The organism is Kangiella marina, from assembly GCF_039541235.1.
Classification (GTDB): domain Bacteria; phylum Pseudomonadota; class Gammaproteobacteria; order Enterobacterales; family Kangiellaceae; genus Kangiella; species Kangiella marina.
Map to the genome: position 1 here is coordinate 721,497 of NZ_BAABFV010000002.1, position 15,763 is coordinate 737,259.

At 43.8% G+C, this 15,763-nt stretch carries 14 protein-coding genes; 8 read left to right on the forward strand and 6 right to left on the reverse strand.

Going from position 1 to position 15,763, the window contains the following annotated elements; genetic code table 11:
- From ABD943_RS11535 to ABD943_RS11555, 5 genes are all read right to left on the reverse strand, one after another.
- Window positions 1-1,611, reverse strand: coding sequence for a carboxyl transferase domain-containing protein (locus tag ABD943_RS11535; RefSeq protein WP_345293333.1), 1,611 nt, complete (start codon window positions 1,609-1,611; stop codon window positions 1-3).
- Between the two features lie 16 nt (window positions 1,612-1,627).
- On the reverse strand, window positions 1,628-2,764 hold the full coding sequence (locus ABD943_RS11540) for an acyl-CoA dehydrogenase family protein (protein WP_345293334.1): 1,137 nt from the start codon (window positions 2,762-2,764) through the stop codon (window positions 1,628-1,630).
- Between the two features lie 158 nt (window positions 2,765-2,922).
- Entirely contained in the window at window positions 2,923-4,101 is a 1,179-nt protein-coding gene (locus ABD943_RS11545; RefSeq protein ID WP_345293335.1) for an acetyl-CoA C-acyltransferase, read from the reverse strand.
- A 333-nt stretch (window positions 4,102-4,434) separates the two neighbouring features.
- Window positions 4,435-5,595: an isovaleryl-CoA dehydrogenase gene (locus tag ABD943_RS11550; protein ID WP_345293336.1), complete on the reverse strand. Its 1,161-nt coding sequence runs from the start codon at window positions 5,593-5,595 to the stop codon at window positions 4,435-4,437.
- 29 nt (window positions 5,596-5,624) lie between these two features.
- Window positions 5,625-6,008, reverse strand: coding sequence for a MerR family transcriptional regulator (locus ABD943_RS11555; RefSeq protein WP_345293337.1), 384 nt, complete (start codon window positions 6,006-6,008; stop codon window positions 5,625-5,627).
- Window positions 6,009-6,467: 459 nt separating this feature from the next.
- Here ABD943_RS11555 and rmf point away from each other — a divergent pair, with 459 nt between their 5' ends.
- From rmf to ABD943_RS11595, 8 genes are all read left to right on the forward strand, one after another.
- Window positions 6,468-6,650: a ribosome modulation factor gene (rmf, locus tag ABD943_RS11560; RefSeq protein ID WP_345293338.1), complete on the forward strand. Its 183-nt coding sequence runs from the start codon at window positions 6,468-6,470 to the stop codon at window positions 6,648-6,650.
- Window positions 6,651-6,884: 234 nt separating this feature from the next.
- Window positions 6,885-7,952 carry a tRNA preQ1(34) S-adenosylmethionine ribosyltransferase-isomerase QueA gene (gene queA, locus ABD943_RS11565; RefSeq protein WP_345293339.1) on the forward strand — a complete coding sequence of 356 codons (1,068 nt, stop codon included), beginning with the start codon at window positions 6,885-6,887 and terminating at the stop codon, window positions 7,950-7,952.
- Window positions 7,949-9,076 (forward strand): tRNA guanosine(34) transglycosylase Tgt, encoded by a 1,128-nt coding sequence (tgt, locus tag ABD943_RS11570; protein ID WP_345293340.1) that lies wholly within the window; start codon window positions 7,949-7,951, stop codon window positions 9,074-9,076. Before queA ends, tgt begins: the two co-directional genes overlap by 4 nt.
- 44 nt (window positions 9,077-9,120) lie before the next feature.
- Complete coding sequence (gene yajC, locus ABD943_RS11575; RefSeq protein ID WP_345293341.1) at window positions 9,121-9,441, forward strand: preprotein translocase subunit YajC; 321 nt, start codon at window positions 9,121-9,123, stop codon at window positions 9,439-9,441.
- Window positions 9,442-9,506: 65 nt separating this feature from the next.
- Entirely contained in the window at window positions 9,507-11,435 is a 1,929-nt protein-coding gene (gene secD / locus ABD943_RS11580) for a protein translocase subunit SecD (RefSeq protein WP_345293342.1), read from the forward strand.
- A gap of 13 nt (window positions 11,436-11,448) precedes the next feature.
- Window positions 11,449-12,387 carry a protein translocase subunit SecF gene (gene secF / locus ABD943_RS11585; protein ID WP_345293343.1) on the forward strand — a complete coding sequence of 313 codons (939 nt, stop codon included), beginning with the start codon at window positions 11,449-11,451 and terminating at the stop codon, window positions 12,385-12,387.
- Between the two features lie 94 nt (window positions 12,388-12,481).
- Window positions 12,482-13,636 (forward strand): mechanosensitive ion channel family protein, encoded by a 1,155-nt coding sequence (locus ABD943_RS11590; RefSeq protein ID WP_345293344.1) that lies wholly within the window; start codon window positions 12,482-12,484, stop codon window positions 13,634-13,636.
- The gene (locus ABD943_RS11595; RefSeq protein WP_345293345.1) at window positions 13,605-14,228 is read left to right on the forward strand and encodes a CAP domain-containing protein; all 624 of its coding nucleotides are present in this window, start codon (window positions 13,605-13,607) and stop codon (window positions 14,226-14,228) included. Before ABD943_RS11590 ends, ABD943_RS11595 begins: the two co-directional genes overlap by 32 nt.
- Before the next feature lie 30 nt (window positions 14,229-14,258).
- Here ABD943_RS11595 and ppnN read toward each other — a convergent pair whose 3' ends face one another.
- Complete coding sequence (ppnN, locus tag ABD943_RS11600; protein WP_345293346.1) at window positions 14,259-15,656, reverse strand: nucleotide 5'-monophosphate nucleosidase PpnN; 1,398 nt, start codon at window positions 15,654-15,656, stop codon at window positions 14,259-14,261.
- Window positions 15,657-15,763 lie beyond the last annotated feature (107 nt).

The following is a 15,763-nucleotide window of genomic DNA, read 5'->3' on the forward strand; positions in this document are numbered from 1 at the left end:
TTACATTCTGAAGACGCCGAATTTTGTTTCTTCGGCTTCTTTGTTCATTGCAGCAGAAAGGCCTAAACCTAATACCATGCGCGTGTCGGCTGGGTCGATGATGCCATCGTCCCACAAGCGTGCGCTTGAATAGTAAGGGTGTCCTTGTTTTTCATACTGATCTTCGATCGGCTTCTTAAAGGCTTTTTCTTCATCCTCTGACCACATCTCTTCACCACGACGTTCAAAATTGTCGCGCTTGATTTGAGCCAGAACGTTAGCCGCTTGCTCGCCGCCCATTACAGAAATACGAGAGTTCGGCCACATCCACAAGAACTTAGGGCTGTAAGCACGACCACACATGCCATAGTTACCGGCACCAAAACTACCGCCAACGATGACCGTAAACTTAGGGACTTTGGCACAAGCAACAGCGGTTACCATTTTCGCACCGTGTTTTGCGATGCCTTCGTTTTCGTACTTACGGCCGACCATAAAGCCGGTAATGTTTTGTAGGAAAACGAGTGGAATACCACGTTGTGAACATAGCTCAATAAAGTGAGCGCCTTTCTGCGCTGACTCAGAAAATAAAATACCGTTATTGGCGACGATACCTACTGGGTAGCCATGAATGCGTGCGAAACCACAAATAAGAGTTGTACCGTACATCGCTTTAAACTCATCAAGCTCTGAGCCGTCTACAACGCGTGCAATGATTTCGCGAATGTCGAAAGGCTTACGCGGATCTTTGTTGATCACACCGTAAAGCTCTTCAGCCGGGTAAAGTGGCTCGACAGGTTTTTTAACCGTGACAAAAGGTTCTTTCTTACGGTTTAGATTCGAGACTACTTGGCGTGCTAATTTTAGTGCGTGCTCATCATTTAAAGCATAGTGGTCAGTAACGCCTGAATTCTTACAGTGAACGTCTGCGCCACCTAAGTCTTCGCTCGAAACCACTTCGCCTGTCGCAGCTTTAACGAGAGGAGGGCCGCCCAAGAAAATCGTACCTTGCTCTTTAACGATGATAGATTCATCAGCCATCGCAGGAACGTAAGCGCCCCCCGCTGTACATGAACCCATGACTACAGCAATTTGTGGAATACCCTTAGCAGACATGTTGGCTTGGTTGTAGAAAATACGACCAAAGTGATCTTTATCAGGGAATACTTCGTCTTGCTGTGGCAAGTTAGCGCCACCAGAATCAACCAAGTAGATACACGGCAGGTTGTTCTCTTCTGCGATTTCTTGTGCGCGAAGATGCTTCTTTACGGTTTCAGGGAAGTAGGTACCGCCTTTAACCGTTGCGTCGTTGGCAACGATCATACATTCCACGCCGGATACGCGACCAATACCAGCAATCAAACCTGCTGCTGGAACTTTGTTGTCGTACATGTCCCATGCCGCCATTTGTGAAATTTCTAATAAAGGCGAGCCGACGTCTAGCAACTTACGAACACGATCACGAGGTAGTAATTTACCACGTGATAAATGTTTTTCTTGGTACTTTGGGCCACCACCTTGAGTGATGTACTCCATTTTATCGCGCAAGTCATCAACCAAAGCGCTCATGGCTTCAGAGTTTTCGATAAATGATGCGCTACGCGAATTAATCGAAGATTTAATTACTGGCATATTGAATCCTTAGCTTTTAATCGGAGCTAATTGCACGTGCGATGACCATTTTCTGAACTTCGCTCGTACCTTCATAAATTTGTGCAATGCGAACGTCACGATAAATACGTTCGACCGGGTAGTCCTTAAGATAGCCATAACCACCTAACACTTGAATAGCGTCAGAACACACTTTTTCCGCGACTTCCGAAGCGAAAAGTTTCGCCATACAAGCTTCTTTCAAACATGGTTTTTCAGCGTCACGCAGCTGTGCGGCGTTTAAAACCATATTACGCGCTGCTTCAACTTGCGTGGCCATTTCGGCCAGTTTGAACTGGACTGCCTGATGTTTAAAAATAGGTTTACCAAAAGAGGTTCTGTCTTTGGAATACTCAAGTGCGTATTCATAAGCCGCTCGCGCCATGCCGACCGCTTGCGCTGCGATACCAATACGACCGCCTTCAAGGCCAGAAAGCGCGATTTTATAGCCTTCGCCTTCTTTACCGAGTAAGTTGGCCGCAGGAATTTTGCAATCCTCAAACACGATTTGGGCAGTGTCTGAGGCATTTTGGCCCATCTTGTCTTCGATATTAGCGACAATGTATCCAGGTGTATCGGTCGGGACGATAAAGGCACTGATACCTTTTTTGCCAGCGCTAGGATCGGTTACCGCAAATACAATCGCTATCTGTCCATTTTTGCCTGATGTAATAAACTGCTTAACGCCATTGAGAATGTAATGATCACCTTCTTTGACGGCTTTAGTTTTTAGATCGGCTGCATCAGAACCAGCGTGTGGCTCGGTTAAACAAAAAGCACCCAAAGCTTCACCGGAAGCCATTGGTTTTAAAAACTTTTCTTTTTGCTCATCGTTACCGAAGTTAAGGATTGGCATACAACCCACAGAATTTGTTACGGAGATGATTGTTGAGCAAGCTCCGTCGCCAGCAGCAATTTCTTCTAACACCAGAGCAGCTGCTGTATAACCAATCTCACTTCCACCCCATTGCTCTGGCACTAACATGCCATAGAAACCGAGTTCACCAAGGCCCTTTAAAGCCTCAGCAGGGAAGGTTTTATTCTTATCCCACTCTTCAGAGAAGGGGGCAATACGTTCTTGAACATAGCCACGAGCCATGTCCTGAATCATTGTTTGTTCTTCTGTCAGAATCATAAATCCATCTCAATTTGGAAATATTATTTGCTGCAAATGTTTAAATGAGAGTTTTTATTCAAGAGCGAGACAGTTACGCGCGCAAAACCCTGAGTGCACTCTTGTGCATGATGATGTTTGAGCACGTAACTAACAAAGCTATTGGATAAAAAATCCATTTAAATGAGTTCAATCGCTAATGCTGTCGCCTCACCACCACCAATACACAGTGACGCCACACCTTTAGACTTGCCATACTTACGCAATGCTTCAATTAATGTCACTACGATACGCGTACCCGAACACCCAATCGGGTGGCCCAGTGCACATGCGCCGCCGTGAACGTTAACTTTTGCATGGTCAAGCTCTAGCTCTTTCATCGCGGCCATAGTCACTACCGCGAATGCTTCATTAATTTCAAACAAATCAACGTCATCTTTGCTCCATCCAGCTTTTTCCAAAACTTTTTCCATCGCGCCAACTGGGGCAATAGTGAACTCTGCTGGAGTACGAGCGTTGGTCGCGTGTGCGTTGATTTTAGCAAGCGGCTTCAAGCCACGCTTTTCGGCTTCAGATTGACGCATCATTACCACTGCCGCAGCACCATCTGAAATCGAGCTAGCGTTTGCCGCTGTTACCGTGCCGTCTTTTTTGAAGGCAGGGCGTAACGCAGGGATTTTATCAGGGCGAGCTTTTAGAGGCTGCTCATCGGTATCGACTTCCACATCACCTTTGCGCGACTTAACGGTCACTGGTGTAATTTCGTTTTTGAACGAGCCTTCTTCAATCGCTTTGTTAGCACGCGCTAAAGACTCAATCGCAAAGTTGTCTTGGTCTTCACGACTGAAACCATATCTTTCAACGGTTTGCTCAGCGAATACGCCCATTGCTTGACCTTCGTAGGCATCTTCCAAACCATCAAACGCCATATGGTCAAGGGTTTTACCGTGACCAAAACGTTGACCATAACGTGCTGTCGGTAATAAGTATGGCGCTAAGCTCATGCTTTCCATACCACCAGCAACCATAACGTCATTGGTGCCCGCAACTAATAAGTCATGAGCAAGCATGATGGTTTTCATACCAGAACCACACACTTTGTTCACCGTCGTAGCGCCTGTTGATTTAGGGATGCCTGCGCCTAGCGATGCTTGACGCGCTGGTGCTTGGCCAACGCCAGCTGGTAAAACACAACCCATGATGACTTCTTGGATATCTTCAGGTTTTAATGTCGCGCGCTCTACGGCAGCAGCGATTGCGTTAGCACCAAGCTCTGTTGATTTTACAGTAGAAAGAGAACCGCCGAAGCCACCCATTGGGGTTCGGGCTGCGCTGACAATTACGATAGGATCTGACATAGTTATTACTCCTGTTCAAAGCTTCTGATCTTGCTATAACTTTGTTAAATGACTTTTAAGCTTCCTCGATTACCTGATTGGTAACCTCCGGTACTAAAAAGTCATTTGCCTCGTTCTAGCCACGTCAGTAGCTTTTGTGTTCTGCTCTTTGATTCATACAAAGAAGAGCGTATCAATTTGAGTTTTAAATGAACCTTATTTTTACAGTAAGACATCTAAAATGATTTAGATGAAGCCAAATCGAGGCAAAAGTTAGAGAGAAGCGCGGAGTTTAGTAAGCTAAATGAGCACTTCGAGCTAACTTTTAACAACGAGTTGGCGAATATAAACATTTTATGCTGTTTCGTTGAACAACTCGCGCCCAATTAGCATTCTGCGAATTTCACTAGTACCTGCGCCGATTTCGTATAACTTAGCGTCACGAAGTAGGCGACCAGTAGGGTATTCGTTGATGTAACCGTTACCACCGAGAATCTGAATCGCGTCTAATGCTAATTTTGTTGCGTTCTCCGCAGCGAATAAAATAGCCGCCGCAGCGTCTTTACGAGTGGTCTCGCCACGGTCACAGGCCTTAACAACTGAGTAAACGTAAGCACGGCTTGCGTTCATCGTCGTGTACATATCAGCCACTTTACCTTGAATTAACTGGAAGCTACCGATAGCTTTACCGAATTGCTTACGTTCGTGTACATAAGGAACTACAACGTCCATACAAGCTCGCATGATGCCTAATGGGCCTGCTGAAAGAACGGCACGCTCATAGTCCAAGCCACTCATCAAGATTTTAACACCTTGGTTTACTTCGCCCATGACGTTTTCGACAGGTACTTCACAGTCTTCGAAAACTAATTCACAAGTGTTCGAGCCGCGCATACCTAATTTGTCGAGTTTTTGTGCTGTGCGGAAGCCTTTCATGCCTTTTTCGATGATAAAAGCTGTAATACCTTTAGAGTGAGCTTCCATGTCGGTTTTCGCATAAACCACTAAAACGTCAGCTTCTGGCCCATTGGTAATCCACATTTTATTACCGTTTAGAACGTAGTGGTCACCTTTAAGTTCAGCTTTAAGCTTCATACCCACAACATCAGAGCCTGCACCTGGCTCAGACATGGCCAATGCACCAACATGCTCGCCAGAGCACAGCTTAGGCAAGTATTTTTTCTTCTGCTCTTCGTTTGCATTGCGGCGAATCTGATTAACGCACAAGTTAGAGTGCGCACCGTAGCTTAAGCCGATAGAAGCACTGGCGCGGCTGATTTCTTCCATAGCCACCACATGCTCTAGGTAACCCATACCAGAGCCGCCGTACTCTTCTTCAACAGTGATACCTAGAAGGCCAAGGTCGCCAAGCTTTTTCCACATCTCATGTGGGAAAAGGTTTTCTTCGTCAGTTTTTTCAGCGATAGGCGCGATTTCTTTTTCTGCAAAGCCACGAACCATGTCGCGGATCATGTCAGCAGTTTCGCCAAGGTCGAAGTTAAGTGATGGATACATGTTATTTCCTCTACTAAATCTTTACGATATTAATTATTCGGAGTAATGCTGGCCGTTAGTTTCTCTTCCAGCACATCAAATTCATTAAGTAAGTACTTGATATCTTTAAGCTGTTGCTTCAAGGAGTCGCGACGAACGCTGATTAATTCTAATAAACGCTCGGTTTGCTTTTGTTCGCCTTCCATGCCATATAAGTCAATGATTTCTTTAATTTCGGCTAGTGAGAAACCTAAACGCTTTCCGCGCAAAATAAGTTGCAGCCTTACTCGATCACGGTTGTTATAAATACGATGAACACCTCGTCGAGTAGGGGTGATCAGGCTTTCATCCTCATAATGACGTATCGAACGTGAGGTTATTTCAAACTCTTTCGACAAATCGGTAATGGTGTATTCGGTTTTCTCATCACTCATGAGCATAGATTCCTTAACAGTAACCTCAATATTCTAGCTTACCTTTACGCAAACGTAAACTTCGATAGTTTTTAAATAGAGTGATCAGAGGAGTAGAAATCAAAGGAGTGAAGGGGGGGAAGTGATAAGAATGCTCAAAATCAGATAGATAGTGGCAAAAAATAGAGATAACTTTAATAGTTATGACTAAGCAATTAAGAGTGATGTTTTGTGATGATTTTGTGAACTTTTACTCCCCAAGCCGCTCAAAAAAGTGTAATCTGATTAAAAGTTGAGCAAATCGAATTGGGCATGAATCAAGATATTCTCAAGCAAACACAACTCAAGCGATATTGAAAATAGAAAGCCGATGACTCTTATGAGTGTTCGGCTTTTTTTATGCTCAACTTTTAAGTAAGAACTAAATATATAGAGTTAGTCCATAAGTTAAAAATCAATGTTTCAAAAGGGTATGTATCAATGAAAAGACAAAAACGTGATAAGTTACAAAGAGCTCATGCAAAAGGTTTCCATGCTGCGATGCAAGGACAGTCCAAAGAAGTTTGTCCGCACGAAGATATTAATGCCAAAGAAGAATGGTTAGGAGGGTGGCGAGAGGGGCGCGAAACCTTTACCCAAAACGGAATGAAAAATTACCTGTAAACACTGCACATGAATCAACGAATAAGCCCAGCAATTGCTGGGCTTTTTGTTTTGATTTGGATGATGTTTATTTCAGAGATTCAAATTTAACAAGAAAAAAAACAGGTTTCAGGATGAGATTCAAAAACTCTTCCTCAGGATAAAGTCGGTTAACGTCTTGCCTTTTTATGGTGGCTGAGTAAACTACAGCCACCAAATATCGACTGCGAGTGACCCCGTAAGGTCAGAAGCATAATGCAATTACACGATTTCCATTTCGAACTTCCTGACGAGCTTATTGCTCGTTACCCCACAGAGCAGCGCTCAGCCAGCCGTTTATTACGATTAAATGGGACTACTGGCGAAGTGAATCATAGTAACTTCTTCCAACTGGTTGATTTTCTTGAACCTAATGACCTACTAGTCTTTAACAACACCCGAGTATTGCCAGCACGTTTGTTTGGTAAGAAGTCAAGCGGTGGTCAGGTTGAGATTCTTATTGAGCGAGTGGAGTCAGATCTCGAAGCGATTGCACACGTTCGAGCGAATCGTAGTCCCAAGCCGGGTGCTCGTTTGGTACTTGAAGACGGTTCAGAACTTGAGGTGTTAAGTAAAGACGGTGCTTTGTACGAATTAAAGCTGCTGACCAATGATTGGCATGGCGTGATGCAGGCTGTTGGCCACATGCCACTTCCGCCGTATATCGATCGCGAAGACGAGTTATCTGATAAAGAGCGGTATCAGACGGTTTACAGCAAGGTCGAGGGCGCTGTCGCAGCTCCAACAGCAGGTCTGCATTTCGATGATGAGTTGCTAGACAAGATCGCTGATAAGGGCGTAGATACTGCTTTCGTAACGCTTCACGTTGGCGCTGGCACTTTTTCTCCAGTGCGTGTGGAGAATATTCTAGAGCATAAGATGCACTCGGAATGGTATGAACTCAGCCCAGAGGTGTGCGATAAGGTTAAGTCCGCGCGACAAAAAGGCGGTAGAGTGATTGCGGTTGGCACGACCTCGGTGCGTTGTTTAGAGTCCGCATCTTCCCAAGGAAGTATTCAAGCCGGCTCCGGTGAGACTGACATTTTTATCTATCCAGGCTATGAGTTCCAGTCAGTGGATGCGCTAATCACAAACTTCCATTTGCCGGAATCTACACTCATGATGCTTGTGAGTGCTTTTGCCAGTAGAAAGCATATTATGAATGCTTATAATGAGGCGGTTGCTGAGCAGTATCGCTTTTTCAGCTATGGCGACTCAATGTTTATAACCGAGCCTTTTAAAGGTCAGCACCCTGAAATCAATAGTTTAGTAGGTGATACATGAAGTTCGATTTAAAACAAACTGATGGTCAAGCTAGGCGCGGTCAGCTGACTTTCGAGCGTGGAACGATTCAAACTCCAGCATTTATGCCTGTAGGGACCTACGGTACGGTTAAAGGGCTAACTCCGGAAGAGGTGAAAACCTTGGGCGCTGAGATTATTTTGGGTAATACGTTTCACCTGATGTTACGTCCGGGGACCGACATCATTGAGCAGCATGGTGATTTGCATGATTTCATGAACTGGGATAAGCCTATTTTGACCGATTCAGGCGGCTTTCAAGTGTTCAGTCTCGGTAAATTGCGCAAAATAACAGAAAAAGGTGTTGAGTTCCGATCGCCGGTGAATGGCTCCAAGGTATTTTTAGGGCCAGAAGAGGCGATGGAAGTTCAACGTAAACTTGGCTCTGATATCGTGATGATTTTTGATGAGTGTACGCCTTATCCTGCAACAGAGGCTGAAGCTCGTGATTCGATGGAGCTTTCTTTGCGCTGGGCGAAGCGTAGTAAAGAGGCGCATGAGGCGGGTTTTACAGATAAAGAGCCGACTGCGCTTTTCGGAATCGTTCAAGGGGGCATGTACCCACATTTGCGTAAAGAGTCTTTGGAAGGTTTAACCTCAATTGGTTATGACGGCTATGCCATTGGCGGTTTGTCGGTTGGAGAGCCGAAAGATGAAATGCTTAAGGTTTTGAATCATCTAACACCAGAGATGCCAGATGATAAACCTCGCTACCTGATGGGAGTGGGTAAGCCTGAAGATATTGTTGAAGCAGTCAGGCGAGGTGTTGACATGTTTGACTGTGTGATGCCGACGCGTAATGCTCGTAATGGTCACCTTTTTACGCGAAAAGGGGTTGTAAAACTTCGTAATAGCCACAATAAAACATTCACAGGCCCGTTGGATGATGCGTGCGAGTGTTATACCTGTAAGAATTATAGCCGCGCTTACTTGCACCACCTTGATAAGTGCAACGAAATGCTCGGTGCTAAGCTGAATACCATCCATAATCTTCATTACTATCAAGATCTGATGGACGGATTGCGAAAGGCGATTGAAACAGGTACATTGTCCGACTTTGTAAAAGAATTTTATGCAGCGCAGGATAAAGACGTTCCTGAGTTGTAACTTTTTGATTTTAGTTGTTTTAATTTAAACAGAGGAAACAATAAATGTTATTAGCAACAGCAGGTGCGGCGCCTCAAGGTGGCGGTTTAATGAGCTTCTTGGTTATGTTCGTACCATTAATCTTAATCATGTATTTCATGATGATTCGTCCACAACAAAAGAAAATGAAGCAGCACAAAGAGATGATGGGCGGCTTAGAAAAGGGTGATGAAGTGATGACTACTGGTGGTATCATCGGCAAAGTCAGCAAAATTAAAGAAGATTATGTGGTTTTGAGTTTGTCTGAAGGTATGGAAATCAAATTCCAAAAAGCATCAATTGCGCAGACACTTCCTAAAGGCACGATTAAATCTATTGAAGAATAATGCACAAAGTCCGACAAACGTTGGGCTTTCTTGTATTTAAAAGATTTATAACAACAGGCTAAATTATGTTCGTCAATCAACCAAATCAACAGCAGTTGCCAATCAATACTTACCCAAAGTGGAAGTATGTATTGATCATTGTTTTGTTGGCACTCGCTTTTTTATACGCATCGCCCAATATTTTTGGTAAAGATCCAGCGGTACAGCTTTCGGGTTTACGGGATGCTGTGATCACTCAGGCTCAGCTTGAAGAGATTCAAACAGCGTGGGAAGAAAACGGTGTCGAGGCTCTTAGTGTTAAACCTAAAACAATCGGTGACGCGGGCACTCAACAAGTGGTTGCGCGTTTTAAGAAAGACGCTGACCAACTGAAAGCGCGTGAATTAGCGAATGATATTCTTAACCCGACGCTGAAAAACCAAAATTACGTGACTGCTTTAAACTTAGCTCCATCAACCCCGGAGTGGTTGGCGAATATTGGTGGTGAGCCAATGAAGCTCGGACTTGATTTGCGCGGTGGTATTCACTTCTTGATGCAGGTTGATATGGATCAAGCGCTTAAGCGTCAACAAGATCAATTACGCCGAGACTTTATTGATACTCTAACCGAACAAGAGCCTTCGATTCGTGGCCGCGTAGAGCCGATTGAAAATGGCATGTTGTTAAGTTTCCGCAGTCAGGAAGATGCTGAAAGAGCTTACGAGGCACTATTTAAGGATCATACTGGCAGAATCGATTTGCAGCTTTCTGAAAAAGGTGGCCGCCCAATTATTCGCGGTACTTTAAACCCGCAAAAGCTACAAGAGATCAAAGATAATGCGATTGATCAGAACCGCATTATTCTAAGCACTCGTGTTAATTCATTGGGTGTTGCGGAGCCACTTATTCAGCGCCAAGGTGCTGATCGTATCGTGGTTCAATTACCAGGTGTTCAAGACTCGGCTTTAGCAAAACAGATATTGGGCGCGACGGCGACTCTTGAATTCCGTTTGGTCAATCATGAAGCTGACGTTATTTCTGCGCAAAATGGACGTGTTCCAAGTGGCAGCAAATTGTTTGAGTCTGAGTCTGGTTATTTAGTTGTTTATGATGAAGTGGAAGTTTCTGGTGAACATCTAACCAACGCTACCGCAAGCTATGACCCTCAAACCAATGAGCCAATGGTATCGGTTCGCTTGGACGGCGAAGGTGGTTCTAAAATGACCAGAACCACAACCTCAAACGTTGGCAATCAACTGGCAATGATTCTCAAGGAATCACGACCTATTTTTGATATTAAAGATGGAAAACGTGTACTGGTAGGCTCTGAGCTTGAAGAGCGTTTAATCAGTGCTCCAAACATTAACGGCCCATTCGGAAGCCGCTTCCAAATTACTGGGCGCTTCACTGAAGCTGAAACACGAGACCTTGCGACAAAGCTTCGTTCTGGTGCTTTGATTGCTCCGACATTTATTGTCGAGGAACGAACGATCGGCGCTACTTTGGGTGAAGAAAACATCCAGAAAGGTGTCACTTCCGTTATTATCGGTTTTGCTTTAGTTCTGGGCTTCATGTTGGTGTATTACAAGCTGTTTGGTGTGGTGGCTAATGTTGCCTTAACATTAAACCTTGTCATGATTGTTTGTGTGATGTCCTTGATGGGAGCGACACTAACCCTACCAGGCATCGCGGGTATCGTATTAACGGTTGGTATGGCCGTTGATGCCAACGTGCTGATTTTCGAGCGTATTCGCGAAGAATTAAGAGCGGGGGTACGTCCAGCACAGGCGATCGATAAAGGTTATGGCCATGCACTTTCGACCATTGCTGATGCGAATATTACGACAGCGATTGCTGCAATTATCCTTTTCGCAATTGGTACCGGCCCCGTTAAAGGTTTCGCAATTACCTTGTTCATTGGTATCTTGACGTCAATGTTTACTGCCATCTTTGTCAGTAGAGGTATTGTTAACCTTATGTACGGTGGTCGAACCGTCAAAAAGCTATCAATATAGGTAGAGGTGAATTATGCAAATTTTAAATAAAGAGACCAATATTGATTTCTTGAAGTTGCGCAAATTCGCAATGGTGTTATCTATATTGTTAATTGTTGGGTCAATTACTTCATTCTTTACCAAAGGATTGAACTATGGCCTAGATTTTACAGGCGGTACTTTGATTGAAGTCGGCTATGAGCAAGATGCTGATATTCCTAAGATTCATGAACAGTTAGAAGGGATTGATATCAATGGTGCTGTGGTACAAAACTTTGGTTCAGCCAAGATTGTACAAATCCGTATGCCACAACAGGATCACATCGAAAACGCCAAAGTCGGTGACGAAGTGCTAGCGGCTTTGCGTTCTGGTGGTGATGCTGTGACTAAGCGAGATCAGTCATTTGTCGGCCCGGTCATTGGTGAAGAGCTAAAAGAAAAGGGCGGCCTCGCAATGATTGTCGCCTTAATCTGTATCATGATTTATGTGGCGCTACGTTTTGAGTGGAAGTTCTCTGTAGGTTCGGTCATGGCATTGGCGCATGACGTCATCATCATTGTAGGCTTCTTTTCGATAACAGCGGTAGAGTTTGATTTAACCGTATTGGCAGCGCTACTGGCGGTCATTGGTTATTCCTTGAACGATACCATCGTTGTCTTTGACCGAATTCGTGAAAACTTCTTAAGAATGCGAAAAGGATCATCGGAAGATGTGGTTAATACATCACTCAATCAAACTTTGTCGCGTACCTTAATGACCTCGATAACAACATTGTTGGTATTGTTGGCGTTGTTCTTTTACGGCGGGCAGACGATTCACTCTTTCGCAGAGGCATTAATCGTCGGTGTGTTCATTGGTACTTATTCTTCGATTTATGTCGCAAGTCCTGTCGCTCTATTATTAGGTGTTAAAAAAGAAGACCTGATGCCACCTGAAGTTGAAAAAGAAGGTGAAGAGTTTGATATGCCTTAGGCTGAATTAATGTAAGTTATTGGAAATTTGATATTTTCCTTGAACGGCTTAGAATGAAAGTTCTAAGCCGTTTTTTATTATAATAGGAACTCATATGGCAGATGAAGGCTCGAAAAAAGAATCCGTTGATACCAGTAGTCAAGTAGCAGAGGAAATGCTGAGTGATATGAAGTCAAACCTGCCGGATGCAATTGTTCCTTTATGGCAAAGTTTGGAATCCAATCCTTGGCTATTAGCCGCTTCAGTTGTGGTGGTTGGTTTTGTCATAGCGAAACTGGCTCAATGGATATTTCGTAGTGTGCTTGGTAAATTAGCCAGCAAAACCTCAAACGATTTTGATGATAAGTTTTATCAAATCTTAGCAAAGTCGATTTATGCCATTGTCTTTAATATCGCACTATTATTAGCCGTTGAAGCGCTGAAGTTCTCGTCTTCCGTTGATACTTTTTTAAAGCGCTTTGTTATTACGTTGCTAATTCTTTCTTTGATGGGAAAACTATTAAAGGTCACAAGAATCATCCTCGAAGCATTTTCTCAGAAGGAAAACCGCTTCAAGTTTATTGATGAACGTACCATCCCAATTTTAGACATTACCACTAAAATATTGATTGTCGGTGCCGCTCTTTATGTGATGTTTATTTCCTGGGGAATTAACCCAACGGCATGGTTAGCTTCAGCAGGTATCATTGGTATCGCGGTAGGTTTTGCTGCAAAAGACACATTAGCAAACCTTTTTGCTGGTTTCTTTATCGTTGCTGACTCTCCCTATAAGCTCGGTGATTACATTATTTTGGATACTGGTGAAAGAGGGCGTGTTACTCATGTTGGGATCCGTAGTACACGCTTATTAACTCGGGATGATGTTGAGATTACTATTCCTAACTCAGTCATGGGCAATGCCAAAATCGTTAATGAAAGTGGCGGGCCTTGGGAAAAAACTCGTCTCCGAATCAATGTGGGTGTTTCCTATGACAGTGACTTGGAAAAAGTTCATGATGTCTTGATGGCGATGGTCGCTGACAATGCTGATTTATGCTCAAGCCCTGAGCCGCGAGTTCGTTACCGTAATTTTGGTGGCTCCAGCATAGACTTGCAGTTTATGGCATGGATTGAAAGACCAGAGCAAAAAGGTTTGATATCGCATAAACTTATCATGCAAATTCATAAGTTGTTCAATGAGAACAATATTGAAATCCCCTACAGCAAACAGGATTTATATGTTAAAGAGTGGCCTAGTTCTCCTGAGTAGTTTCTACTTAGTCTTCTGTTCGAGTCACTCTTTCGCAGAGAGCGTGTTGGCTGAACAGGAGACTTACAGTGAGCTTGAGGAAGCATCCTATAACCTATGCGGTAATAGTGAAAGAACCAGGTTGCTGGCACAATTAATCGTAGAAGACTCGGATCAATTGCGCGAGAGCCTTCAGTGCAATGAACAGTTGGCAAGTATCGCTCAATCAAAAGCCGAAGAAATGGCTAGTCAGGGAAAAGTGAGTCACTACGGAATCGAAGGAGGCCCTGACAGAAGGCTTATGGCATCAGGATATCGATTATATTTACCAGACGATGCCATTGAAGGCAATCACGTTGAAGCTGTGCAGGGAGGTTATTCTTCAGCCTATGACGTTTTAGATAACTTCAAAAATTCATACCAACATAGAGTGCATTTATTCGGAGAGCATGCTTTCTTTCTACAGCAAGACGAGATTGGAGTCGGGTATGCCAGTAATTGGGATACCCCTCATGTAGACTATTGGGTGGTGTATATCGCAAGTCAAAAACATCCTGACGCTGATAAAAATGTTAAACCAGCGTCAAGCGAAAAGCAAAGCGATAACAAGTAGTCGTAGATAAGCAGTTCCTGCTTTCTGTGATTACTTTACCACTTCAGGCTTTCTATCCTTTGTCGTATTAACGACTTTGTAACAAGGGACATAGTCTTTGGCATTCAGCTTCATGCGTTTTTGAATCACGAAAGCTTCAAGCAGAGCATCCATCTGCTCCATAATATGAGAGTCTCCTTGAATTTCATAGGGACCATGTTTAGCAACTTCTCTGATGCCTTTCTCTTTAACATTACCCGAGACAATGCCGGAGAAGGCTTTTCTCAAATTTGCGGCAAGCAGGTGTGTCGGTTGATCCTTGCTCAAGTTTAATTGACGCATATTTTCATGGGTTGGTATGAACTCTTCCTGGAATCCCCATAATATTTTTAACTGCCAGTTAAAGTGGTATGCATCGTGAACTTTTTTGCGGTACTCACGCACGTCTGCAACACCTTTTTGCACAGCTTTGGCAACGCCAACGGGGTCATCAATTATTATCTGGTACTTACTTTGTGCTTCTGCGCCCAGAGTGTCTCCAATAAACCGATCAATGCGCTCGAAATAGGGAGCTGATGCCTTGGGTCCAGTAAATATCAAAGGGAAAGGAGTGTCTTTATTATCGGGGTGTAATAGGATTCCGAGTATGTAAAGAATTTCCTCTGCTGTACCGACCCCACCAGGAAAAACAACGAAGCAGTGTCCTAAGCGAACGAAGGCCTCTAATCGTTTTTCAATATCTGGCATGATTATCAATTCATTGACGATGGGATTTGGAGACTCTGCGGCAATAATGCCAGGTTCGGTAATGCCGATATAGCGTCCGTTGTTAATCCTCTGCTTAGAGTGACCGATCAAGGCGCCCTTCATGGGGCCTTTCATCGCTCCTATGCCGCACCCAGTTATAATATCGAAACCTCTTAGCCCAAGCCGATAACCGACTTCTTTGCTGTATTGGTATTCAAATTCAGGTATGGCATGACCGCCCCAGCAAACAACCATATTGGGATCATAACCAGGACGCAGGGCCTTAGCATTTCTTAAAATATGAAAAATAGCATTGGTGCAGCCGTTGCTAGAATTAAAGTCAATCCGAGCATTGGACTCAAGTTCTTGCTTTAGAAATACAATGTCTCGTAGAACGCTAAAAACCTGCTCCTTGAGCCCTTGGATCATGATACCGTCGACCAGAGCTGTACTTGGAGCATTCTTGATTTTAAGTTTGACGCCTTTATTTAGCTGTAGAACTTCCACATCAAAGTGTTTTAATTGCTCATTATGATAGCTAATTTCATCAGTGATATGGGTGCTGTTCAGAACTGCCAAGATACACTTTTTAAAGAGCTGATGGTCACCATCCTTAGAGTCCTCACTTAACCTAGCGATTTCATCGTTTGTCAGTAATTCCAGGCCGGATTCTGCAGTAATTTCTATATCTATGTGCTTCATTAAAAGTTAACTCTGCCTTTTGTTTATTGTTCTACCTTTAATATCACTCTAGTGTAATCACCTCTGGTAAGCAATAGCTTTAATATGACAACGATTATGACAGTTAT

What these genes read in the sequence shown, in the direction of transcription:
- ABD943_RS11535 (WP_345293333.1), bottom strand. Translation starts at nt 1,611, where the DNA reads ATGCCAGTAATTAAATCTTCGATTAATTCGCGTAGCGCATCATTTATC.
- ABD943_RS11540 (WP_345293334.1), bottom strand. Translation starts at nt 2,764, where the DNA reads ATGATTCTGACAGAAGAACAAACAATGATTCAGGACATGGCTCGTGGC.
- ABD943_RS11545 (WP_345293335.1), bottom strand. Translation starts at nt 4,101, where the DNA reads ATGTCAGATCCTATCGTAATTGTCAGCGCAGCCCGAACCCCAATGGGT.
- ABD943_RS11550 (WP_345293336.1), bottom strand. Translation starts at nt 5,595, where the DNA reads ATGTATCCATCACTTAACTTCGACCTTGGCGAAACTGCTGACATGATC.
- ABD943_RS11555 (WP_345293337.1), bottom strand. Translation starts at nt 6,008, where the DNA reads ATGAGTGATGAGAAAACCGAATACACCATTACCGATTTGTCGAAAGAG.
- rmf (WP_345293338.1), top strand. Translation starts at nt 6,468, where the DNA reads ATGAAAAGACAAAAACGTGATAAGTTACAAAGAGCTCATGCAAAAGGT.
- queA (WP_345293339.1), top strand. Translation starts at nt 6,885, where the DNA reads ATGCAATTACACGATTTCCATTTCGAACTTCCTGACGAGCTTATTGCT.
- tgt (WP_345293340.1), top strand. Translation starts at nt 7,949, where the DNA reads ATGAAGTTCGATTTAAAACAAACTGATGGTCAAGCTAGGCGCGGTCAG.
- yajC (WP_345293341.1), top strand. Translation starts at nt 9,121, where the DNA reads ATGTTATTAGCAACAGCAGGTGCGGCGCCTCAAGGTGGCGGTTTAATG.
- secD (WP_345293342.1), top strand. Translation starts at nt 9,507, where the DNA reads ATGTTCGTCAATCAACCAAATCAACAGCAGTTGCCAATCAATACTTAC.
- secF (WP_345293343.1), top strand. Translation starts at nt 11,449, where the DNA reads ATGCAAATTTTAAATAAAGAGACCAATATTGATTTCTTGAAGTTGCGC.
- ABD943_RS11590 (WP_345293344.1), top strand. Translation starts at nt 12,482, where the DNA reads ATGGCAGATGAAGGCTCGAAAAAAGAATCCGTTGATACCAGTAGTCAA.
- ABD943_RS11595 (WP_345293345.1), top strand. Translation starts at nt 13,605, where the DNA reads ATGTTAAAGAGTGGCCTAGTTCTCCTGAGTAGTTTCTACTTAGTCTTC.
- ppnN (WP_345293346.1), bottom strand. Translation starts at nt 15,656, where the DNA reads ATGAAGCACATAGATATAGAAATTACTGCAGAATCCGGCCTGGAATTA.